General features: G+C 28.7%; 15 protein-coding genes. 11 read left to right on the forward strand and 4 right to left on the reverse strand.

Going from position 1 to position 18431, the window contains the following annotated elements; genetic code table 11:
- The 3 genes from QM495_RS00645 to QM495_RS00655 form a co-directional block, all read left to right on the forward strand.
- The coding region (locus QM495_RS00645) for an ABC transporter permease (protein WP_408670172.1) at window positions 1–484 on the forward strand (484 nt) is incomplete at its 5' end.
- Window positions 485–487: 3 nt separating this feature from the next.
- Window positions 488–1318: a mechanosensitive ion channel family protein gene (locus QM495_RS00650; RefSeq protein ID WP_408670173.1), complete on the forward strand. Its 831-nt coding sequence runs from the start codon at window positions 488–490 to the stop codon at window positions 1316–1318.
- Between the two features lies 1 nt (window position 1319).
- Entirely contained in the window at window positions 1320–2483 is a 1164-nt protein-coding gene (locus tag QM495_RS00655) for a sigma-54-dependent transcriptional regulator (protein WP_408670174.1), read from the forward strand.
- Window positions 2484–2523: 40 nt separating this feature from the next.
- On the opposite strand, the gene QM495_RS00660 is transcribed toward QM495_RS00655, so the two are convergent.
- From QM495_RS00660 to uvrA, 4 genes are all read right to left on the reverse strand, one after another.
- Window positions 2524–4974 carry a thiamine pyrophosphate-dependent enzyme gene (locus tag QM495_RS00660; RefSeq protein ID WP_408670175.1) on the reverse strand — a complete coding sequence of 817 codons (2451 nt, stop codon included), beginning with the start codon at window positions 4972–4974 and terminating at the stop codon, window positions 2524–2526.
- Between the two features lie 156 nt (window positions 4975–5130).
- Window positions 5131–7947: an aminopeptidase gene (locus QM495_RS00665; protein WP_408670176.1), complete on the reverse strand. Its 2817-nt coding sequence runs from the start codon at window positions 7945–7947 to the stop codon at window positions 5131–5133.
- Window positions 7948–7957: 10 nt separating this feature from the next.
- Window positions 7958–8668, reverse strand: a complete 711-nt coding sequence (locus QM495_RS00670; RefSeq protein ID WP_408670177.1) for a TIGR00730 family Rossman fold protein — start codon at window positions 8666–8668, stop codon at window positions 7958–7960.
- 55 nt (window positions 8669–8723) lie between these two features.
- Window positions 8724–11549, reverse strand: a complete 2826-nt coding sequence (gene uvrA, locus QM495_RS00675; RefSeq protein ID WP_408670178.1) for an excinuclease ABC subunit UvrA — start codon at window positions 11547–11549, stop codon at window positions 8724–8726.
- Between the two features lie 104 nt (window positions 11550–11653).
- On the opposite strand from uvrA, the gene QM495_RS00680 reads away from it, so the two are divergent.
- The 8 genes from QM495_RS00680 (at window position 11654) to hpf (ending at window position 18296) form a co-directional block, all read left to right on the forward strand.
- Window positions 11654–11881 (forward strand): PspC domain-containing protein, encoded by a 228-nt coding sequence (locus tag QM495_RS00680; RefSeq protein ID WP_408670179.1) that lies wholly within the window; start codon window positions 11654–11656, stop codon window positions 11879–11881.
- 6 nt (window positions 11882–11887) lie between these two features.
- Window positions 11888–12883, forward strand: a complete 996-nt coding sequence (locus QM495_RS00685; protein ID WP_408670180.1) for a potassium channel family protein — start codon at window positions 11888–11890, stop codon at window positions 12881–12883.
- Window positions 12884–12995: 112 nt separating this feature from the next.
- Window positions 12996–14606, forward strand: a complete 1611-nt coding sequence (locus QM495_RS00690; RefSeq protein ID WP_408670181.1) for an alanine/glycine:cation symporter family protein — start codon at window positions 12996–12998, stop codon at window positions 14604–14606.
- Window positions 14607–14617: 11 nt separating this feature from the next.
- Window positions 14618–15487 (forward strand): ComEA family DNA-binding protein, encoded by an 870-nt coding sequence (locus tag QM495_RS00695; RefSeq protein ID WP_408670182.1) that lies wholly within the window; start codon window positions 14618–14620, stop codon window positions 15485–15487.
- Between the two features lie 27 nt (window positions 15488–15514).
- Entirely contained in the window at window positions 15515–16681 is a 1167-nt protein-coding gene (locus tag QM495_RS00700; protein ID WP_408670183.1) for an acyl-CoA dehydrogenase family protein, read from the forward strand.
- Between the two features lie 146 nt (window positions 16682–16827).
- Window positions 16828–17025: a 30S ribosomal protein S21 gene (gene rpsU / locus QM495_RS00705; protein ID WP_291975352.1), complete on the forward strand. Its 198-nt coding sequence runs from the start codon at window positions 16828–16830 to the stop codon at window positions 17023–17025.
- A gap of 77 nt (window positions 17026–17102) precedes the next feature.
- Complete coding sequence (locus tag QM495_RS00710) at window positions 17103–17990, forward strand: tyrosine-type recombinase/integrase (RefSeq protein WP_408670184.1); 888 nt, start codon at window positions 17103–17105, stop codon at window positions 17988–17990.
- Between the two features lie 6 nt (window positions 17991–17996).
- The gene (hpf, locus tag QM495_RS00715) at window positions 17997–18296 is read left to right on the forward strand and encodes a ribosome hibernation-promoting factor, HPF/YfiA family (protein WP_408670185.1); all 300 of its coding nucleotides are present in this window, start codon (window positions 17997–17999) and stop codon (window positions 18294–18296) included.
- Window positions 18297–18431 lie beyond the last annotated feature (135 nt).

The raw sequence follows: 18431 nt of genomic DNA on the forward strand, positions 1-18431 counted from the left end.
AGTTCAACAAGTTCAACAAACTTCAGCAAGTGATTTGCAACTTGTACTACAAGAAATAAAAAGTTTGCCAATTTTAACGATGTTTTTCTCTTTTATAGTTTACTTTTTAGGAGGCTATTTAATATACAGTTCAATTTATGCTGCAATTGGTGCGGCTGTAGATAGTGAAACCGATACACAGCAATTTATGATGCCGGTTTTAATGCCTTTAATTATTGCTATTTACGTTGGATTTTCTGTAATTGAAAATCCGCATGGACCAATTGCTCTAGGATTTTCATTATTTCCATTAACATCACCAATTGTTATGCTAATGCGTATCCCTTTTGGAGTTCCTTGGTGGCAAATAGCTGTTTCAATGACATTATTAATTATAACATTTTTAGGAATCGTTTGGTTTGCAGCTAAAATATATAGAGTTGGAATTTTAATGTACGGTAAAAAACCAAGCTATAAAGAATTGTACAAATGGTTAAAATATTAAGAGATGGAAAGATTAAGTAATCTTTTAAATTTCACATTTCAACTAAGTGAAAGCATTCACATTTCAGTAAAAACAATTTTAGTTTTAATAATTGCCTTTATTGTTACAAGTTTTTTATTGAAACTGGCTAGAAAACTAATTAATAAAAGATTAGAAGAAGAAGATAAAGGAAAGTTTAAAAGTATTTTTTCTTTTTTAAAATATTTTGTCTATTTACTTGTAATTATAATTGCATTAGAATCTTCAGGAATTCAAGTAAGTGTATTATTAGCAGGTTCTGCGGCATTATTAGTTGGTTTAGGATTAGGGCTTCAAACATTATTTCAAGATATTATATCGGGTGTATTTATTTTATTAGATAAAACATTGCACGTAAATGATATAATTGAAATAGAAGGAAAAATTGGCAGAGTTTTTGAAATACGTTTAAGAACAACAAGAGCAGAAACAGTAAATGGAAGAGTAATTATAATACCAAACCATAAGTTTTTAACTAATAGTTTGTACAATTGGACTCAAAATGGGAATCAAACAGTTGAAGCAATTGATATTGGAGTAGCCTACGGTTCAAATGTTGAAAAAGTAAAACAACTATTAATTGAAGTTGCTCAAGAGCATTCTAAAGTTTTAAAAAGTAAAAAACCAGATGTGTTATTTTTAGATTTTGGGGAAAGTGCTTTACAGTTTAAATTAATATTTACGATTAATGATAGTTTTTCTCAGCTTAAAATAAAAAGCGATTTAAGATTTGAAATCGATAAAAAATTTAGAGAAAATAGTATTCAAATACCATTTCCTCAAAGAGATATTCATATTATAGAAAACAAAAAATAGCATGTCAAAAATTTTACTTATTGAAGATGAGGCTGCAATTCGCAGAGTTTTAAAAAAAATAATTTCTGAAGAAAATGATAATTATGAAGTAGAGGAAGCTGAAGATGGATTGGTTGGTCTTGAAATGATTACTAAAAATGATTATGATTTAATTTTATGTGATATTAAAATGCCTAAAATGGATGGAATGGAAGTTCTTGAAAAGGTAAAAAAAATAAAATCAGAAATACCAATTGTAATGATTTCTGGTCACGGAGATTTAGATATTGCCGTAAATGCTATGAGACTTGGAGCATTTGATTATATATCAAAACCACCTGATTTAAATCGTTTACTTAATACCGTACGTAATGCCTTGGACAGAAAAGAATTGGTTGTTGAAAATAAATTATTAAAGAAAAAGGTTAGTAAAAAATATGAAATGATTGGTAAAAGTGAAGCAATTAACCATATTAAAACCTTGATTGAAAAAGTTGCTCCAACCGATGCTAGAGTTTTTATTACAGGCCCTAATGGTACTGGTAAAGAGTTGGTTGCACATTGGATTCACGAAAAAAGTGATAGAACAAAAGGACCAATGATTGAAGTTAATTGCGCCGCAATACCATCAGAATTGATTGAAAGTGAATTGTTTGGACATGTAAAAGGTTCATTTACAGGTGCTAATAAAGATAGAGCAGGTAAATTTGAAGCCGCCAATGGGGGAACTATTTTCTTAGATGAAATTGGTGATATGAGTCTTTCGGCTCAAGCAAAAGTGTTAAGAGCATTGCAAGAAAATAAAATTTCACGTGTTGGTAGTGATAAGGATATAAAAGTTGATGTAAGAGTTATTGCGGCAACAAATAAAGATTTAAGAAAAGAAATTTCTGAAGGTAATTTTAGAGAAGATTTATATCATAGGTTAGCTGTGATTTTAATAAATGTTCCAGCTTTAAACGAACGAAGAGAGGATATTCCATTGTTGATACATTTTTTTACACAACAGATTGCAAGTGAACATGGAACAGGAATAAAATCTTTTTCAGCTTCTGCAATAAAATTACTACAAAATTATGATTGGACTGGAAATATTAGAGAGCTAAGAAATGTTGTAGAACGCCTTATTATTTTAGGAGAAAAAGAAGTCTCTGAAAATGATGTAAAACTTTTTGCAAGTAAATAATAAAAAAAACCACAATTGTGGTTTTTTTTATTTTAAAAGTTTAATATAATTTCTTGTATTTTGTTGGATTAACTTCGTGCATGATGTTGTAAATAGTTTCAAAAATATCTTCAGCATTTGGTTTAGAAAAATAATCACCATCAGTTCCATAAGCTGCACGGTGATCTTTAGCTGTAAGCGTAACAGGTTTACTATCTAAATAATGATAAGCATTTTGCTTTTCCAAAATTTCATTTAGTAAATAAGCTGAAGCTCCTCCAGGAACATCTTCATCAATAATAATAAGTCTATTTGTTTTTTTAATACTTTTTACTACATCCATATTGTTATCAAATGGCAATAAACTTTGAGCATCAATAATTTCAATATCAATTTCAACTTGAGCTAAATCATTAACAATATCTTCAACAATTTTTAGTGTAGAACCATATGATAAAACAGTAATATCTAATCCTTCTTTAATAGTTTCAACTACACCAATTGGTGTTTTAAATTCACCAAAATTGTTAGGTAGTTTTTCTTTAAGTCTATAACCATTTAAATTTTCAACGATCAAAGCAGGTTCATCACATTCTAGTAAAGTAGTGTAAAATCCTGCAGCTTTGGTCATATTTCTAGGTACTAATATATTCATACCTCTTAATAAATGAACAATAGCTCCCATTGGTGAACCAGAATGCCAAATACCTTCTAATCTATGGCCACGAGTTCTTACAATTAGTGGTGCTTTTTGTTTTCCAGCAGTTCTATAATGAAGTGTTGCTAAATCATCACTTAAAATTTGTAAACCGTACAATAAATAATCTAAATATTGAATTTCAGCAATTGGACGTAAACCTCTTAAAGCCATACCAATCCCTTGCCCAATAATAGTAGCTTCTCTAATTCCAGTATCAGAAATTCTATGTTTTCCATATTTTTCCTGAAGTCCAACTAACCCTTGATTTACATCACCAATATTTCCAGCATCTTCACCAAAAATAAACACGTTATTATGCTTCGTAAATAAGGTATCAAAATTATCCTTAATAATAATTCTAGCATCAACTAGTTCAGCATTTTTATGATATGTTGGTAGTATTTCTTCAGAAAGACTTACTTTTTTATCGGTTTGACTATATAAATGTGAACTGTAATTAGGTTGTTTGGTTTTTATATAATTAGTAACCCAGTTTTGTAATTGTGTTTTTTCAACTAATTTTTCGTTTCTAATGTAAACAATAACTTTTCTTGCAGTAGCTAAAATATTTTTTCTCGATGGCTCGTGAATTGAACTTAAATCATTTTTTAATTTCAAAATAAAAGCTTTGTTACTACTTTTTAGTGATAGGTTTTCAAGAATATTTATTAATAATTTTTTTTCTTCTTTTATTGGATTTAAAAAAGCATTCCAAGCATTTCTTTTAGCAAGGCTTACTTCTTTTTTAGCATCTTTTTCAATTTTAATTAATTCTTCTTCAGAATCTATAAAAGTTAGCGTGTTGTTATGTTCATCTTTTAAATTGAATTCAATAATCCAATCACGCATTTTAACAACACAATCGTTTTGCTTTTCCCAAGTTAAACGTTCTTTATTTTTATAGCGCTCGTGTGATCCAGAGGTAGAATGACCTTGTGGTTGTGTTAAATCTTTTACATGAATTAATATAGGAACATGTTCTTCTCTAGCTATTTTTGAAGCTTTATTATAAACATCAATTAAATTAGGGTAATCCCAACCTTTAACTACAAATATTTCGTAACCTTTTGCTTTATTTTCTCGTTGGAAACCTTTTAAAATTTCAGAAATATTTTCTTTGGTTGTTTGATATTTTGCAGGAACAGAAATTCCATAAGCATCATCCCAAACACTAATTATCATTGGTACTTGTAATACACCTGCAGCATTAATTGTTTCAAAAAAAACACCTTCTGAAGTACTTGCGTTTCCAATAGTTCCCCAAGAAATTTCATTTCCGTTATTTGAGAATTTTGGATTTTTAATTCCGGGTAGTTTTCTAAATAATTTTGAAGCATAGGCTAAACCTAGCATACGAGGCATTTGACCTGCTGTAGGCGAAATATCTCCACTTGAATTGTACTGTTCTGTTAAATTTTTAAAATGCCCGTTTTCATCTAAACTATGTGTGGCAAAATGCCCACCCATTTGACGCCCTCCAGACATTGGGTCAGCCTTAATATTTGCATGTGCATATAAACCAGCAAAAAATTGTTGAGGTGTAAGTTCGCCTATAGCCATCATAAATGTTTGATCACGGTAATAACCAGATCTAAAGTCTCCTTTTTTAAAAGCTTTTGCCATTGCTAATTGAGGTACTTCTTTTCCGTCACCAAAAATTCCAAACTTTGCTTTCCCTGTTAAAACTTCTCTACGCCCTAAAATACTACATTCTCTACTTACAATAGCAATTTTGTAGTCTTGTAATACTTCTTTTTTAAATTGATTAAAAGATAGTGGTTCTAGGTTAGTAGATGAAGATTTTACATTCATATTTTTGATTTTTTTTAGTTTTGCAAAGGTAGTATTTTTAAATCATAGATAAAAATAATGCAAAGATGTTAGAATATGCTAAAAAATAATTAAATAAAAGCAGGTTTATTGTGAATTCTTTAATAAATTGGATTTTATAAAACTATAATTTAAAAATTAATAAAATCCTCTTTTAATAAAATTATAGATTTTTTTAGGTTTTATAACTAAAACAAATCTAATTTTAGAGCTATAGCTTGGTTGTGAAGTTTCCCATCCTAAATTTGAATGAAAAGGGAAATACACTTCAAGAATATCTTGAATAAAATTAAGGCGTACTCCATTTTCATGCGCAAAATAAACTTTCTGATTTCTATTTTTTACAAAACCAACATCAGTATAAACCTCAAACCATCTCCATAATCCAACACTTGTATTTATAGTGCTTAGCCATTGATTTGCATAAGCTACAGGTAGTTTCGCTTTAAAACCTCCTTCATTAATAATAATTTGTTGACTAAAAAAACCTGAAGTTTCAGATCTACCTAAATAATCATATCTAAATAAATAATCGCTTGGTCTATCAAGTGCAAAACTAAAAAAGTCTGTTGCTGTTTTATTTCTCAAAAATGCACCTGCAAAAAATCTAAAATCAAATTGCCTATTTGTATTTGTTAATTTTCTAAAATGAGCAGTTAGTGAGAGTTTACTAAATTTATTTGATATTTCAAGACCTGTAGAAAATCTAAAATCATCAATAATTTCGGGTTTGGCATATCCATAGCTAAGATTAAAGACTTTATATTTGTTTGTTTCACTATGTTCTATTTGTGATGGTGATTTTTCGCGATCAATAAAAGTATAAGATGCACTTATAGCATTTCTACTAACATCTCTTAGGCTTTTTCGTTTAAATTCGAGTAATGCAAACGGAGTAAGTGTAGTGTAGGATAAATTTTCGGCATAATGAAAATTGCTACCTAAAATTCCTGCTATAAATTTATTTACTTTTTTATTTTCAGGAAGATATTCATATTTTAAATTAAAAATTCCTGAAAGTGATTTACTAGTTGTACCAAATGAAGGTGTAATTTTATAAGTAAAACTTTTATTTAATAACGTTTTATTTGAAATAGCCAAACCTAAAACAGCACCATCGTAATAATTATATCTAAATACAGGTGTATAAAAAAACTGATTGTAATATGGGTTTTCAATATCTTTCATAAACTTCACTTGCAAAGGTCTATTGAATAATTTTTTATCAACACTTTTCCAGTTATTTCTTAAATTATATTCAGGCAAAAGAGATTCATAGTTTAATGAAAGTTTATCAAAGCCATTAGTTGGAATTGTAATTTTTGTTAGCGAATCTATATTGGGAAGCCATTTTTTAAATTTTATTTCCTGATCTTTAATTCCATATAATTGAATTGGAGTGGTGAATTTTCTTTTATTTAAAATACTTACTTCAAGAGAATCATTCTTCTTTGTAATTTTTTTAATTGTATAGTCTACTTTTTTATTCGTTTGTAAATAGTCATTTTCAAACCAAGAAATATCTTTATTTGTAGCTCTTTTTAAGAAGTTAATAAAATCGTTGCTATGAATTTTATTTCCAGAGTTTTTATAAGAAAAATTCCAAATAGTTTTGGGCATTGAAATATCTTCCAAATAAGTTTCTAAATATTTTAATCCTAATCCTGCTTTGTATTTATTAACAATTTTTCTATTAAAATTTGAAAGAGAATCTGCAGGTGTTGTTAATGCTTGGTCTAAATTTTTTCGTGCAGCAAACTGATATACAAAAGGATATTTTTCATTAAATTTTATTTTAGCTAAATTAAAACCTTTAATTCCCCATAGTTTTGAAATATTACCAATAGCTTTTACTTCAGGGTAAAATTTTTCTACATAGTTTATCATTAAATATGTTTGTAAACCATCAGCTAACCAATAATCTTCTCTTTTGTTAAATAAAAAAACCTGATCGATGTATTTTTTTGAAAGCACTTTAAATAATTGAATATCCCATTCAAAAGCATCACTGTATGCTGCTAAAAATGAAGGTAGTTGATTAAAACCGTACACAGGATTTTTTTCATACTCAATTTTATTTAAGAGTAATTTTTTATGTGGAAATTTCCCCAAATATGTTTGAATAAAATAAAATTCTCTTTTTAAAATACTTGATTTTAGGTTTTTATTTAACTTGTTAGAGTTTAAGTTTGTGATAATTTCAATCCCTGATAAATCATAAGAAACAAAATCGTTATTTTTTGTAATATTTAATTCAATATCTAGTTTATTTTTGCCAATTAAAGTATAGTTGTTAAAATTGTTATTAATTGTATTTGATGAATTTAAATCACTATTTACAATATAATCTTGGGGAACTTTAAGCTCTATTTGATAATTTGTAAAATCCATACACAAATCATCCATATCTAAATTATTTGTTAATTCCCATTTATTGGTGTAAATAGCTGGCGATAAGTACCAATATCTTAAATTATAAGTTTCATTATTTACTCCATAATCGGTAAATTTGTCAATAGGAATTTTAACAATATAGGTTGCACTTATTTTTACAGAATCATTTGGGTTTAAGGATTTTTGTAAATTCACTTTTAAGATATCGGGATTTTTTTCTGTAATTTCCCAAGTAGCAATATCATAATTAACAGAAATACTTTTAATAATTGAATTTCCTCTATTTTTCTGGTTTGTAAAATGAAAACCTTTAGAGTATGCTTCAATAAAACGCTTTGCTAAAGGTGTATTTTTATCTTTATAAGCATTGGCCCAATTATGAAAATATACAACATTTAAAATACTATCAGATTTGTTATAAAAATCTATTTCTTGTTTTATTTTAAGCTCATTTGTTTCTGTATTTAAAATAGCAGATATTTTAATGTTGTTATTAACTTGAGCGAAAAGATTCAAAGTAATAATAATGCTTAAAATTGTAAAAAATAGTTTCTTCTTCAAAAGAGTTCGATTAAAAATTAGGACTTAAACTGTATTTTTTATAGAAAGTATCTATTACTTCTAAAACCTCTTTTTCAGTGTCAACTAAAGATATTAAATCTAAATCTTTTGGGTTAATGCTTCCTTCTTCAAGTAAGGTATTTTTAATCCAATCCATTAAACCTGTCCAATATTTTTTACCCACTAAAATAATAGGGAATTTCCCAATTTTTTTGGTTTGAATTAGGGTGATTGCTTCAAAAAGCTCGTCTAAAGTTCCGAAACCCCCAGGCATAACAACAAATCCTTGAGAATATTTCACAAACATTACTTTACGGACAAAAAAGTAATCGAAATCTAAGCTTTTATCAGAATCTATATACGGATTATCATGTTGTTCAAAAGGTAAATCAATGTTTAAACCTACAGAAATTCCTTTTCCTCTCTCGGCACCTTTATTACCAGCTTCCATAATTCCTGGACCACCGCCAGTAACAACGCCATAACCATTTTGAGTTAATTCGAAAGCAATATTTTCAGCTAATTTGTAATACTTATGGTCAGGTTTGGTTCTAGCAGAACCAAAAATACTAACACAAGGGCCAATTTTACTTAATCGTTCGAAACCTTCAACAAACTCGGCCATAATTTTAAATATTGCCCAAGAATCGTTGGTTTTAATTTCATTCCAAGTTCTTTGTTTAAACTTTTCTCTTATTTTTCTTTCTTCATTTGGTACCATAAAACTTCAAATATCGAATTTAATTTGCTAAATAACAGCTTTTTTAATTTGTTGACTAATTTAATTCATCTTTTAGGAATTTAGCAGTATAGCTTTTTTTATGTTTGCTAACTTCTTCAGGTGTTCCATAGCAGATTAGTTCTCCGCCTTTTTTACCACCTTCCATACCTATATCAATAACGTGATCGGCTAGTTTTACTACATCTAAATTATGTTCAATAACAAGTATTGTGTTTCCTTTGTTCGTTAATTTATTTAAAACTTCCATAAGTACTCGAATATCTTCAAAATGAAGCCCAGTAGTAGGTTCGTCTAAAATATAAAAAGTATTCCCAGTATCTTTTTTAGATAATTCTGAAGCTAATTTTATTCGTTGAGCTTCACCGCCTGAAAGTGTTGTAGATTGTTGACCTAGAGTTATATAGCCCAAACCAACATCATGAATTGTTTTAAGTTTCCTATAAATTTTTGGGATATGTTCAAAAAAGTTAACAGCATCATCAATGGTCATATTTAACACATCTGAAATAGATTTACCTTTATATCTAATCTCTAATGTTTCTCTATTGAATCGTTTTCCTTGGCAAGTTTCACATTCAACATGAACATCAGGTAAAAAATTCATTTCAATAATTCTAACACCTCCACCTTGGCAAGTTTCACACCTTCCTCCTTTAACATTAAAAGAAAATCGCCCAGGTTTGTAACCTCTAATTAAAGCTTCGCTTGTTTTTGCATATAAACTTCTAATTTCGCTAAAAACACCAGTATATGTTGCTGGGTTAGAACGTGGGGTTCTACCAATAGGAGATTGGTCTATAGCAATAACTTTATCAATATGTTCTAGGCCTTTAATACTTTTATAAGGCATTGGTTTTTTAACACCTCTATAAATATGTTTATTTAAAATTGGGTAGAGAGTTTCATTTATTAAAGTAGATTTTCCGCTACCAGAAACACCTGTTACACAAATTAGTTTTCCTAAAGGGAAATTAACAGTTATGTTTTTTAAATTATTTCCTGTAGCACCAGCTAAAGTTATTTTTTTACCAGTTCCTTTTCTTCTTTTTTTAGGAATTTCAATTTGTTTTGTTCCATTTAAATAATCAGCAGTTAAGGTATTGTGTTGTTTTAATTCCTCAAAAGTTCCTTCGCTTACAATTTCCCCACCGTGATGTCCAGCTCCTGGACCAATATCAATAACATAATCGGCATGTTTAATCATATCTTTGTCGTGCTCTACAACAATAATTGAATTTCCAAGATCTCTTAAATTTACTAATGAATTTATTAATTTTTTGTTGTCACGTTGGTGTAAACCAATACTTGGTTCGTCTAAAATATACAAAACACCAACCAATTGTGAACCAATTTGAGTTGCCAATCTTATGCGTTGCGCTTCACCACCAGATAGCGATTTTGAACTTCTATCTAAAGTTAAATAGTCTAAGCCAACATTTAATAAAAACTGAATTCTTGTTCTAATTTCTTTTAATATTTCTGATGCAATTTTAAGTTGTTTATCACTTAATTTTTTTTCAAGGTTACTAAACCAATTAGCAAGCTCAGAAATATCGAATTGTGCTAATTCTGAAATATTTTTTTTATTTATTTTAAAATAAAGTGCTTCTTTTTTAAGCCTTTTCCCTTCACAAGTTTCGCAAGGAACTTCATCCATAAAATCTTTAGCCCAACGTTTTATAGAAGTTGAATCGCTAGATTTGTATTGGTTTTCTATAAATTTGATAATTCCTTCAAAATCAATTTCATAATTACGGGTTATACCCATTGTTTTTGAAGCAATTTTAAATTTTTCATTTCCACCATTTAAAATAATTTCTAAGGCTTCTTTTGGAATTTTAGAAATAGGATCGGTTAATTCAAATTTATAACGCTCGGCAATTAATTGAAGTTGTTTAAAAATCCAACTATTTTTTTGTTCACCAAGTGGTACAATTCCACCATTTTTTATTGAAATTGTATTATTTGGAATTATTTTTTGAAGATTTACTTTATTAATTTTCCCTAAACCATTACAAGTATTACAGGCACCTTTTGGAGAGTTAAATGAAAAATTATTAGGCTCAGGATTTGGATATGAAATTCCCGTTTCTGCGCACATTAAATCTCTACTAAAATAACGAGGAATATTGGTTTCGTATTCTAAAACCATTAAAATATTTTCACCTGAATATAAAGCAGTTGTTATTGTTTCTTCTAATCTTTTTTCTGAAGTTTGGTTAACTAACAAACGATCAATTACAATCTCAATATCATGTGTTTTATAGCGGTCAATTCGCATCCCTTTTTTAATGTCTAAAATTTCACCATCAACACGTACTTTTACAAAACCTTGTTTAGCAATTTGCTCAAAAAGTTCGCGATAATGTCCTTTTCTAGATTTTACAATAGGTGCTAAAACCACTATTTTTTTTCCATCAAAATCTTTTAAAATTAAATTTTTAATTTGCTCATCACTGTAACTAACCATTTTTTTATTGGTGTTATAGGAGTAAGCATCAGCAGCACGAGAATAAAGTAAGCGTAAAAAATCGTAAATTTCAGTAATAGTCCCAACTGTAGAACGTGGACTTTTATTGGTGGTTTTTTGTTCAATAGAAATAACTGGAGAAAGGCCGTCAATTTTATCAACATCAGGTCTTTCCAAACCACCTAAAAACTGTCGAGCATACGCCGAAAAAGTTTCAATATATCTACGTTGCCCTTCGGCATAGATAGTGTCAAAAGCTAACGAAGATTTTCCGCTACCACTTAAACCAGTTATTACAACTAGCTTTTCTCTTGGAATACGAACATCAATATTTTTTAAGTTATGAACTCGCGCACCAAGAACTTCAATATATTCTTCGTGTTTTGCCATTTAATTTTTGGAAAGTTGCAAAGTTAAATAATTGTAACTATAAATTAGGTAAAGAGTTAAATCTTATTTTGGAAATTAGTATATTGCGTAAAAATTTTAGGCTTTTGAAGTGGATTGATTCATTACGACATTATTTTGAAAAACACGGCTTTGCAGTTTCATCTAGATTTGCAGATAGATTGGGTATTCGCGTTTCTAATGTTCGTTTATTTTTTATTTATATTTCTTTTGTTACGTTTGGTTTTTCTTTTGGAATTTATTTAACATTGGCTTTTTTGTTAAAATTAAAAGATATGATTTATACGAAACGGAGCTCTGTTTTTGATTTGTAACAAATTATGGTTGTAAAAACAAAATTGCGTATCTCATTAGCTTTGCTAACTATGGTATTAATTATTGGAATAATTGGTTATACAATTATTTCAAACGAAACTTTTATTGATTCGTTGTACATGACCGTAATTACCATGTCAACTGTTGGATTTGGAACTCTTCATGAATTAAATCAGTCTGAAAAACTTTTCACAATAGTTTTAATCATATTAAGTATTAGCATTTATGGTTATTCAGTTACTGCACTAACAGAATATTTTGCAAATGATAATTTTTTTCAACTTTTAAAATATAAAAAAATGCAACAAAAAATTCAGAAATTAAAGAATCATACTGTTGTGTGTGGATACGGCCGCAATGGTAGGCAAGCAGTTTTAAAACTTAAAATATTTAATAAATCATATCTTGTCGTTGAAAAAAATAAAGAGATATTAAGAGAGTTGGATAATAATGGTATTCTTTATGTTGAGGGTGATGCTACAGATGATGAAACACTTAACAAAGCAGCTATTAAAAATGCAAATAGTTTAATTACGGCATTACCATCTGATGCTGATAATCTATTTGTAGTTCTTTCAGCAAGACAAATAAATAAAGAATTTACCATAATTAGTAGAGCGTCAAATGAATCTTCCTTTAAAAAATTATTAATTGCAGGAGCTACAAATGTTATTATGCCAGATAAGATAGGGGGAGATCACATGGCATCATTAGTAGTAACTCCTAATTTAGTTGAATTTGTAGAACGATTAACTATTTCAAATGAAACTTCTACAAACTTAGAAGAAATAGAAATTAAAGATTTACCTGAAGAACTTATAAATAAAACAATTCTAGATTTAGATTTACGTAAAAGAACAGGATGTTTAATAATTGGTTTTAAAACGGCTGACCATAAATATGTAATTAACCCAGATGGGTATACAAAGCTTACTCTTAATTCAAGCTTAATTGTTTTAGGAAAACCTAATCAAATTGAAAAATTGCATCAAATATTGTAATAATTAGTGTAATTAATGGTTTTAAGAGAATTTAATAATTTTAAAGTTAAAAACTTGTAGTAACCTCATTTTTTTGCCATATTGCGGCTACTTTTAAAAACTTCCAAACATTATGAATAGAAAACTTCTAACTATTATCTCCTTAATAGTTCCAGTATTAACTTTTGCTCAAGAATTAACAATCGATGAAAAAATAGAAGCAAAATTTAAACCTTTTGCCAAAGCTGTTAGTTCAGTAGTTTTTTACCCAATTTCAATTGTTGGTATAGATGTCCCAATTGTAATTATTGTTTTGTTAGTTGGTGCCTTATTTTTTACATTGTATTTTAAGTTTGCCAATATAACTTTACTAGGTGTTGCAATAAGAGCTGCTAATGGAAAATATGATGATATCGATCATCATTCAGTGGAGGAAGTAGCAGGAGATCCAACACCAGGAGGTGATGTTTTTGAAAGTATTCAAGTAGAAGGAGTTGTAGGAGAAGTTACACATTTTCAAGCTTTAACAGCTGCACTTTCAGCAACAGTAGGTTTAGGAAATATTGCAGGGGTTGCAGTTGCAATTGCAATTGGAGGGCCAGGTGCTACAATATGGATGATTTTAGCTGGTTTTTTAGGAATGTCAACAAAATTAGTAGAAGCTACTTTAGGTGTAAAATACAGAGAAGTTGGTGATGATGGAAAAATATATGGAGGTCCAATGTATTACCTGAAAAAAGGGTTAAAAGAAAAGAATTTAGCTGGTTTTGGAAAAGTTTTAGCCGTGTTATATGCTGTTTTTGTAATTGGAGGTTCTTTTGGAGGAGGAAACATGTTTCAATCCAATCAAGCAGCTGCACAATTTAAATTGCTTTTTGGTCTTGATTCTGGATTTTTATTTGGCGTATTACTGGCCGTGTTAGTTGGTATTGTGATTATTGGTGGAATTAAAAGAATAGGGCGGGTAACTGAAAAAATAGTACCATTTATGGGAATTATGTTTGTGGGAGCTTCTTTATTAATAATTGTTATGAATCTTACAATAATTCCTGAGGCGATGCTTCAAATTTGGAATGGTGCATTTAATCAAACATCAATTGTTGGAGGTGTAATTGGCGTTATGATTGTTGGTTTTCAAAGAGCTGCTTTTTCAAATGAGGCAGGTGTTGGGTCAGCATCTATTGCACACGCAGCAGTTAAAACTAAATTTCCTGCAAGTGAAGGAATTGTAGCTTCAATAGGTCCATTTGTTGATACTGTAATTATTTGTACCATGACCGCTTTAGTAATTGTAGTTACCAACTTAAAGAGTAATTTATTTGATTACGCAAATTTAGATGCAGGAAATAATGTAATTATGAACAGTACTGGGAAACATTTAGGTGGTGTTGATTTAACTTCAGTAGCTTTTGATTCTGCAATTCCAAATTTTTCAATTATACTAACAATTGCTGTGATACTTTTTGCTTTTTCAACAATGTTATCTTGGTCTTATTATGGAATACAAGGATGGAAATATTTATTTGGAAAAAGTAAATTAGCTGATATCTCATACAAAGCATTATTCTTAATTTTTGTTGTAATTGGAGCATCTTCTAGTTTGGGATCTGTAATTGAGTTTTCTGATGCTATGATATTCGCAATGGTGTTTCCTAATATTATTGGTTTGTTTTTATTAGCTCCAAAAGTAAAGCTTGAGGTAGCAAGATATCTGAAGGCAATTGGTCATAAAGGACAAAAATAAATTTTAATAATATGAATTTTTTTAAATCCCATTTCAGGTATAATAAACGCCAACGAAATGGGATTTTCTTTTTGTTATTAATTATAATCACACTTCAATCAATATTCTTTTTTGTTGATTTTTCTTCAGAAAAAATCATCGATTTTTCTACAAGTGAAATTCTGGTGTTTCAAGCAAAAATAGATTCTTTAAAAAACATTGAGTTAGAAAAGAAAAAACCTAAAATATATCCATTTAATCCAAATTATATAACAGATTATAAAGGATATCAACTAGGAATGAGTATTGATGAAATAGACAAATTGCTGTTATTTAGATCAAAAGGAGAATTTATTAACTCAGTGAAGCAATTTCAAAAAATTACGAAGGTTAACGATAGTTTGTTAAAAGTAATAAGTCCCTATTTTAAATTTCCAGATTGGGTAACTAAACAATCAAATTCAACAACAACTTTAATAAGAAATAATAGTAAGCACATTGTAATAAAAGATATAAATCTTGCAACAATTTCAGATTTAAGAATTGTAAATGGTATTGGAGAAAAGTTGGCTGAAAGAATAATAGATTATAGAGCTAAATTAAAAGGATTTTCATTTAATAATCAGTTATATGAAGTTTGGAATTTAGATAAGGAGCTAGTTGATAAAGTATTACAGTATTTTAAAGTTAAAAAACTTCCTAATATTAAAAAACTAAATATTAATGAAGCAAGCTTTAAGGAGGTACTTTCTATTGTTTATATAGATTATGAGTTAACAAAGAAAATTTTTAATTATAGAGATGAAGTTGCTGAAATTCAAGACATTGACGAGATAAAAAAAATTGAAGGTTTTCCTATTGAAAAATTTGATAGAATAGCCTTATATTTGGTGGCCGAATAATTATATTAATTTAAGTTACTTCCCAAAATGAATAGTATGTATTTTACTGAAGAACATCAAGCTTTTAGACTAAGTTTTAGAGATTTTTTACAAAAAGAAGTTGTACCAAATGTTGATAAATGGGAGAAAACAGGAACTATTGATCGCTCTATATGGAAGAAGTTTGGTGAAATGGGATACTTTGGGATAAATTCTCCGGAAGAATATGGTGGTTTAAATTTAGATATTTTTTATACCATTATATTTTTAGAAGAATTACAAAAAGTTAACTCTGGTGGTTTCGCTGCTGCTATGTGGGCGCATACCTATTTAGCTATGACTCATGTTTGTGAAGAAGGTGATCAACGTATAAAAGAACAATATTTAGCACCAAGTATTCTTGGTGAGAAAATTGGCTGTTTATGTATTTCAGAGCCTTCAGGAGGTTCAGATGTTGCTGGAATGAGAACAACTGCAGTTAAAAAAGGAGAAACCTATATTATTAATGGTTCTAAAACATTTATTACCAATGGTTACTATTCTGACTATCTAATTGTTGCTGCTAAAACGGATGTTACTTCAAGAAATAAAGGAATTAGTATATTTATTGTTGATAGAGGTACACAAGGAATCACATCAACAAAATTAGATAAATTAGGTTGGAGAGCATCAGATACTGCTGAAATTGCTTTTGATAATGTTGTTATTCCAGCTAATAATTTATTAGGTGAAGAAGGAAAAGGATTCCCATATATTATGAGCCATTTTGCACTTGAACGATTAGTTATGGGTGTTAATGCACATGCTAGAGCTGAATTTGCTTTAGATTATGTAATACAATATATGTCGGAAAGAGAAGCTTTTGGTAAAACACTTAATAAATTTCAGGCATTAAGGCATAAAGTAGCCGATATGGCTAGCGAAGTGGAAATGTGTAAGGAATTTAATTACTCTATTGCAAAAAGATTAAGTGAAGGACAATATATTGTAAAAGAAGCAAGCATGTCAAAATTACTTTCAACAAAAATGGCTGATAAAGTAATTTATGATTGTTTGCAATTATTAGGAGGTTATGGTTACATGGAAGATTATCCAATGGCAAGATTGTTAAGAGATAGTAGAATTGGACCAATTGGCGGAGGAACTTCAGAAATATTACGAGAAATTATTTCAAAAATGGTAATTGATAAAAAAGAATATAAGCCAGTTACTTAATGTAAAGGATGTTTCAAAAATAGAAAAATCAGCTAAAGTTATTTTTTAGTTGATTTTTTTATTTAAAATATACGGTGTGTTATAATTAGTTGTATATTTGCAATCCAAAATTTAAAAGAGAACAGTTTGAAAGGAGGTGCCAAAATATGTTAATTATACCAGTTAAAGACGGAGAAAACATTGATAGAGCGTTAAAACGTTATAAAAGAAAATTTGACCGTACGAAAACAATGAAAAACTTACGTAACCGTAAACAATTCAATAAACCTTCAGTAGTGAAGCGCGCACGAAACATAAAAGCTCAATATGTTCAAAAATTAAGAACAGCCGAAGAGCAAGGTTAATATTATTTAACCAAAAAAGTTAAACCGTTAGTAAATACAACTTACAATTTGTAAATTTGTTTACTAACGGTTTTTTTATGCCTATACAATCTTTTTTAAATTACTTATCACTTGAAAAAAAATATTCTAAGCATACTACAGTAGCATACTTAAACGATTTAAACTCGTTTCAACATTTCTGTAATAAAGAATACAGCAATCAAAGCATTGTTGATGTAAATTATGCTCAAATTAGAAATTGGATTGTAAACTTAGTTGAAGCAAATATTTCAAATAGAACAATTAATAGAAAAGTTTCATCATTAAAATCTTTTTATAAATTTCTTCAAAAATCGAAAGATATTGAGGTAAATCCATTAGCTAAACACAAGGCTTTAAAAGTTTCAAAAAAAGTTCAAGTCCCATTTTCTGAAAAAGAAATAATTGCCGTACTTAATTTATTAGATGATAAAAACGATTTTGAATCTTTAAGAAATAAACTAATTGTAGAATTATTTTACTCAACAGGAATTAGAAGAAGTGAATTGATTCATATAAAAATAGGTGATATAGATTTTGCAAATGAAACTGTTAAAGTGTTGGGAAAGCGAAATAAAGAAAGATATATACCGTTAATACAATCTGTACAAAAGACATTAGTTAAATACATTAAATTTAGAGAAGAAATTAATACAAATCAGTCTTATTTATTTTTAACTAAAAAAGGAAAAATAATATACGATACGCTTGTTTATCGAGTAATAAATAATTATTTTAGTAGTGTGTCGTCAAAAGTTAAAAAGAGTCCTCATATTATAAGACACTCTTTTGCAACACATTTATTAAACGAAGGTGCTGATTTAAACTCGGTTAAAGAATTACTTGGGCATTCTAGTTTAGCGTCAACACAAGTTTATACCCATAGTAGTTTGGGTAAATTAAAGGAAATTTATAATCAAGCTCACCCAAGGAGCCAAAAAAACTAATTTATTATGAAAGTAAGAGTACAATCAGTTAATTTTAATGCCGATGCGGGACTTATTGAATTTGTTGAAAAAAAAATAAATAGTTTAGAAAAATATTATGATAAAATAGTAGATTCAGAAGTGTTTTTAAAAGTTCAACAAACTAGTGATAAAGAAAATAAATTTGTGGATATTAAATTGAATATTCCTGGAAATGATTTGATAATTAAAAAACAAAGCAAAACCTTTGAAGAAGGAGTGATGTTAGCTACAGATTCACTTAAAAGACAGTTGACTAAAACGAAGGAAAAAATTAGGGCAAAATAATATTAAAAAATAATTAGAAAAATTTTGTTTAAAATTAAAACTTTAATACATTTGCAGTCCGTTAGAAATAGCGGGCTTCTTTTATGGAGTAAAATGCCGATGTAGCTCAGCTGGCTAGAGCAGCTGATTTGTAAT

Origin of the sequence: Lutibacter sp. (assembly GCF_046055765.1) — a bacterium.
GTDB lineage: Bacteria > Bacteroidota > Bacteroidia > Flavobacteriales > Flavobacteriaceae > Lutibacter.

Coding starts and splice junctions, on each gene's coding strand:
- QM495_RS00650 (WP_408670173.1), top strand. CDS start 488: ATGGAAAGATTAAGTAATCTTTTAAATTTCACATTTCAACTAAGTGAA.
- QM495_RS00655 (WP_408670174.1), top strand. CDS start 1,320: ATGTCAAAAATTTTACTTATTGAAGATGAGGCTGCAATTCGCAGAGTT.
- QM495_RS00660 (WP_408670175.1), bottom strand. CDS start 4,974: ATGAATGTAAAATCTTCATCTACTAACCTAGAACCACTATCTTTTAAT.
- QM495_RS00670 (WP_408670177.1), bottom strand. CDS start 8,668: ATGGTACCAAATGAAGAAAGAAAAATAAGAGAAAAGTTTAAACAAAGA.
- uvrA (WP_408670178.1), bottom strand. CDS start 11,549: ATGGCAAAACACGAAGAATATATTGAAGTTCTTGGTGCGCGAGTTCAT.
- QM495_RS00685 (WP_408670180.1), top strand. CDS start 11,888: ATGGTTGTAAAAACAAAATTGCGTATCTCATTAGCTTTGCTAACTATG.
- QM495_RS00690 (WP_408670181.1), top strand. CDS start 12,996: ATGAATAGAAAACTTCTAACTATTATCTCCTTAATAGTTCCAGTATTA.
- QM495_RS00695 (WP_408670182.1), top strand. CDS start 14,618: ATGAATTTTTTTAAATCCCATTTCAGGTATAATAAACGCCAACGAAAT.
- QM495_RS00700 (WP_408670183.1), top strand. CDS start 15,515: ATGAATAGTATGTATTTTACTGAAGAACATCAAGCTTTTAGACTAAGT.
- rpsU (WP_291975352.1), top strand. CDS start 16,828: ATGTTAATTATACCAGTTAAAGACGGAGAAAACATTGATAGAGCGTTA.
- QM495_RS00710 (WP_408670184.1), top strand. CDS start 17,103: ATGCCTATACAATCTTTTTTAAATTACTTATCACTTGAAAAAAAATAT.
- hpf (WP_408670185.1), top strand. CDS start 17,997: ATGAAAGTAAGAGTACAATCAGTTAATTTTAATGCCGATGCGGGACTT.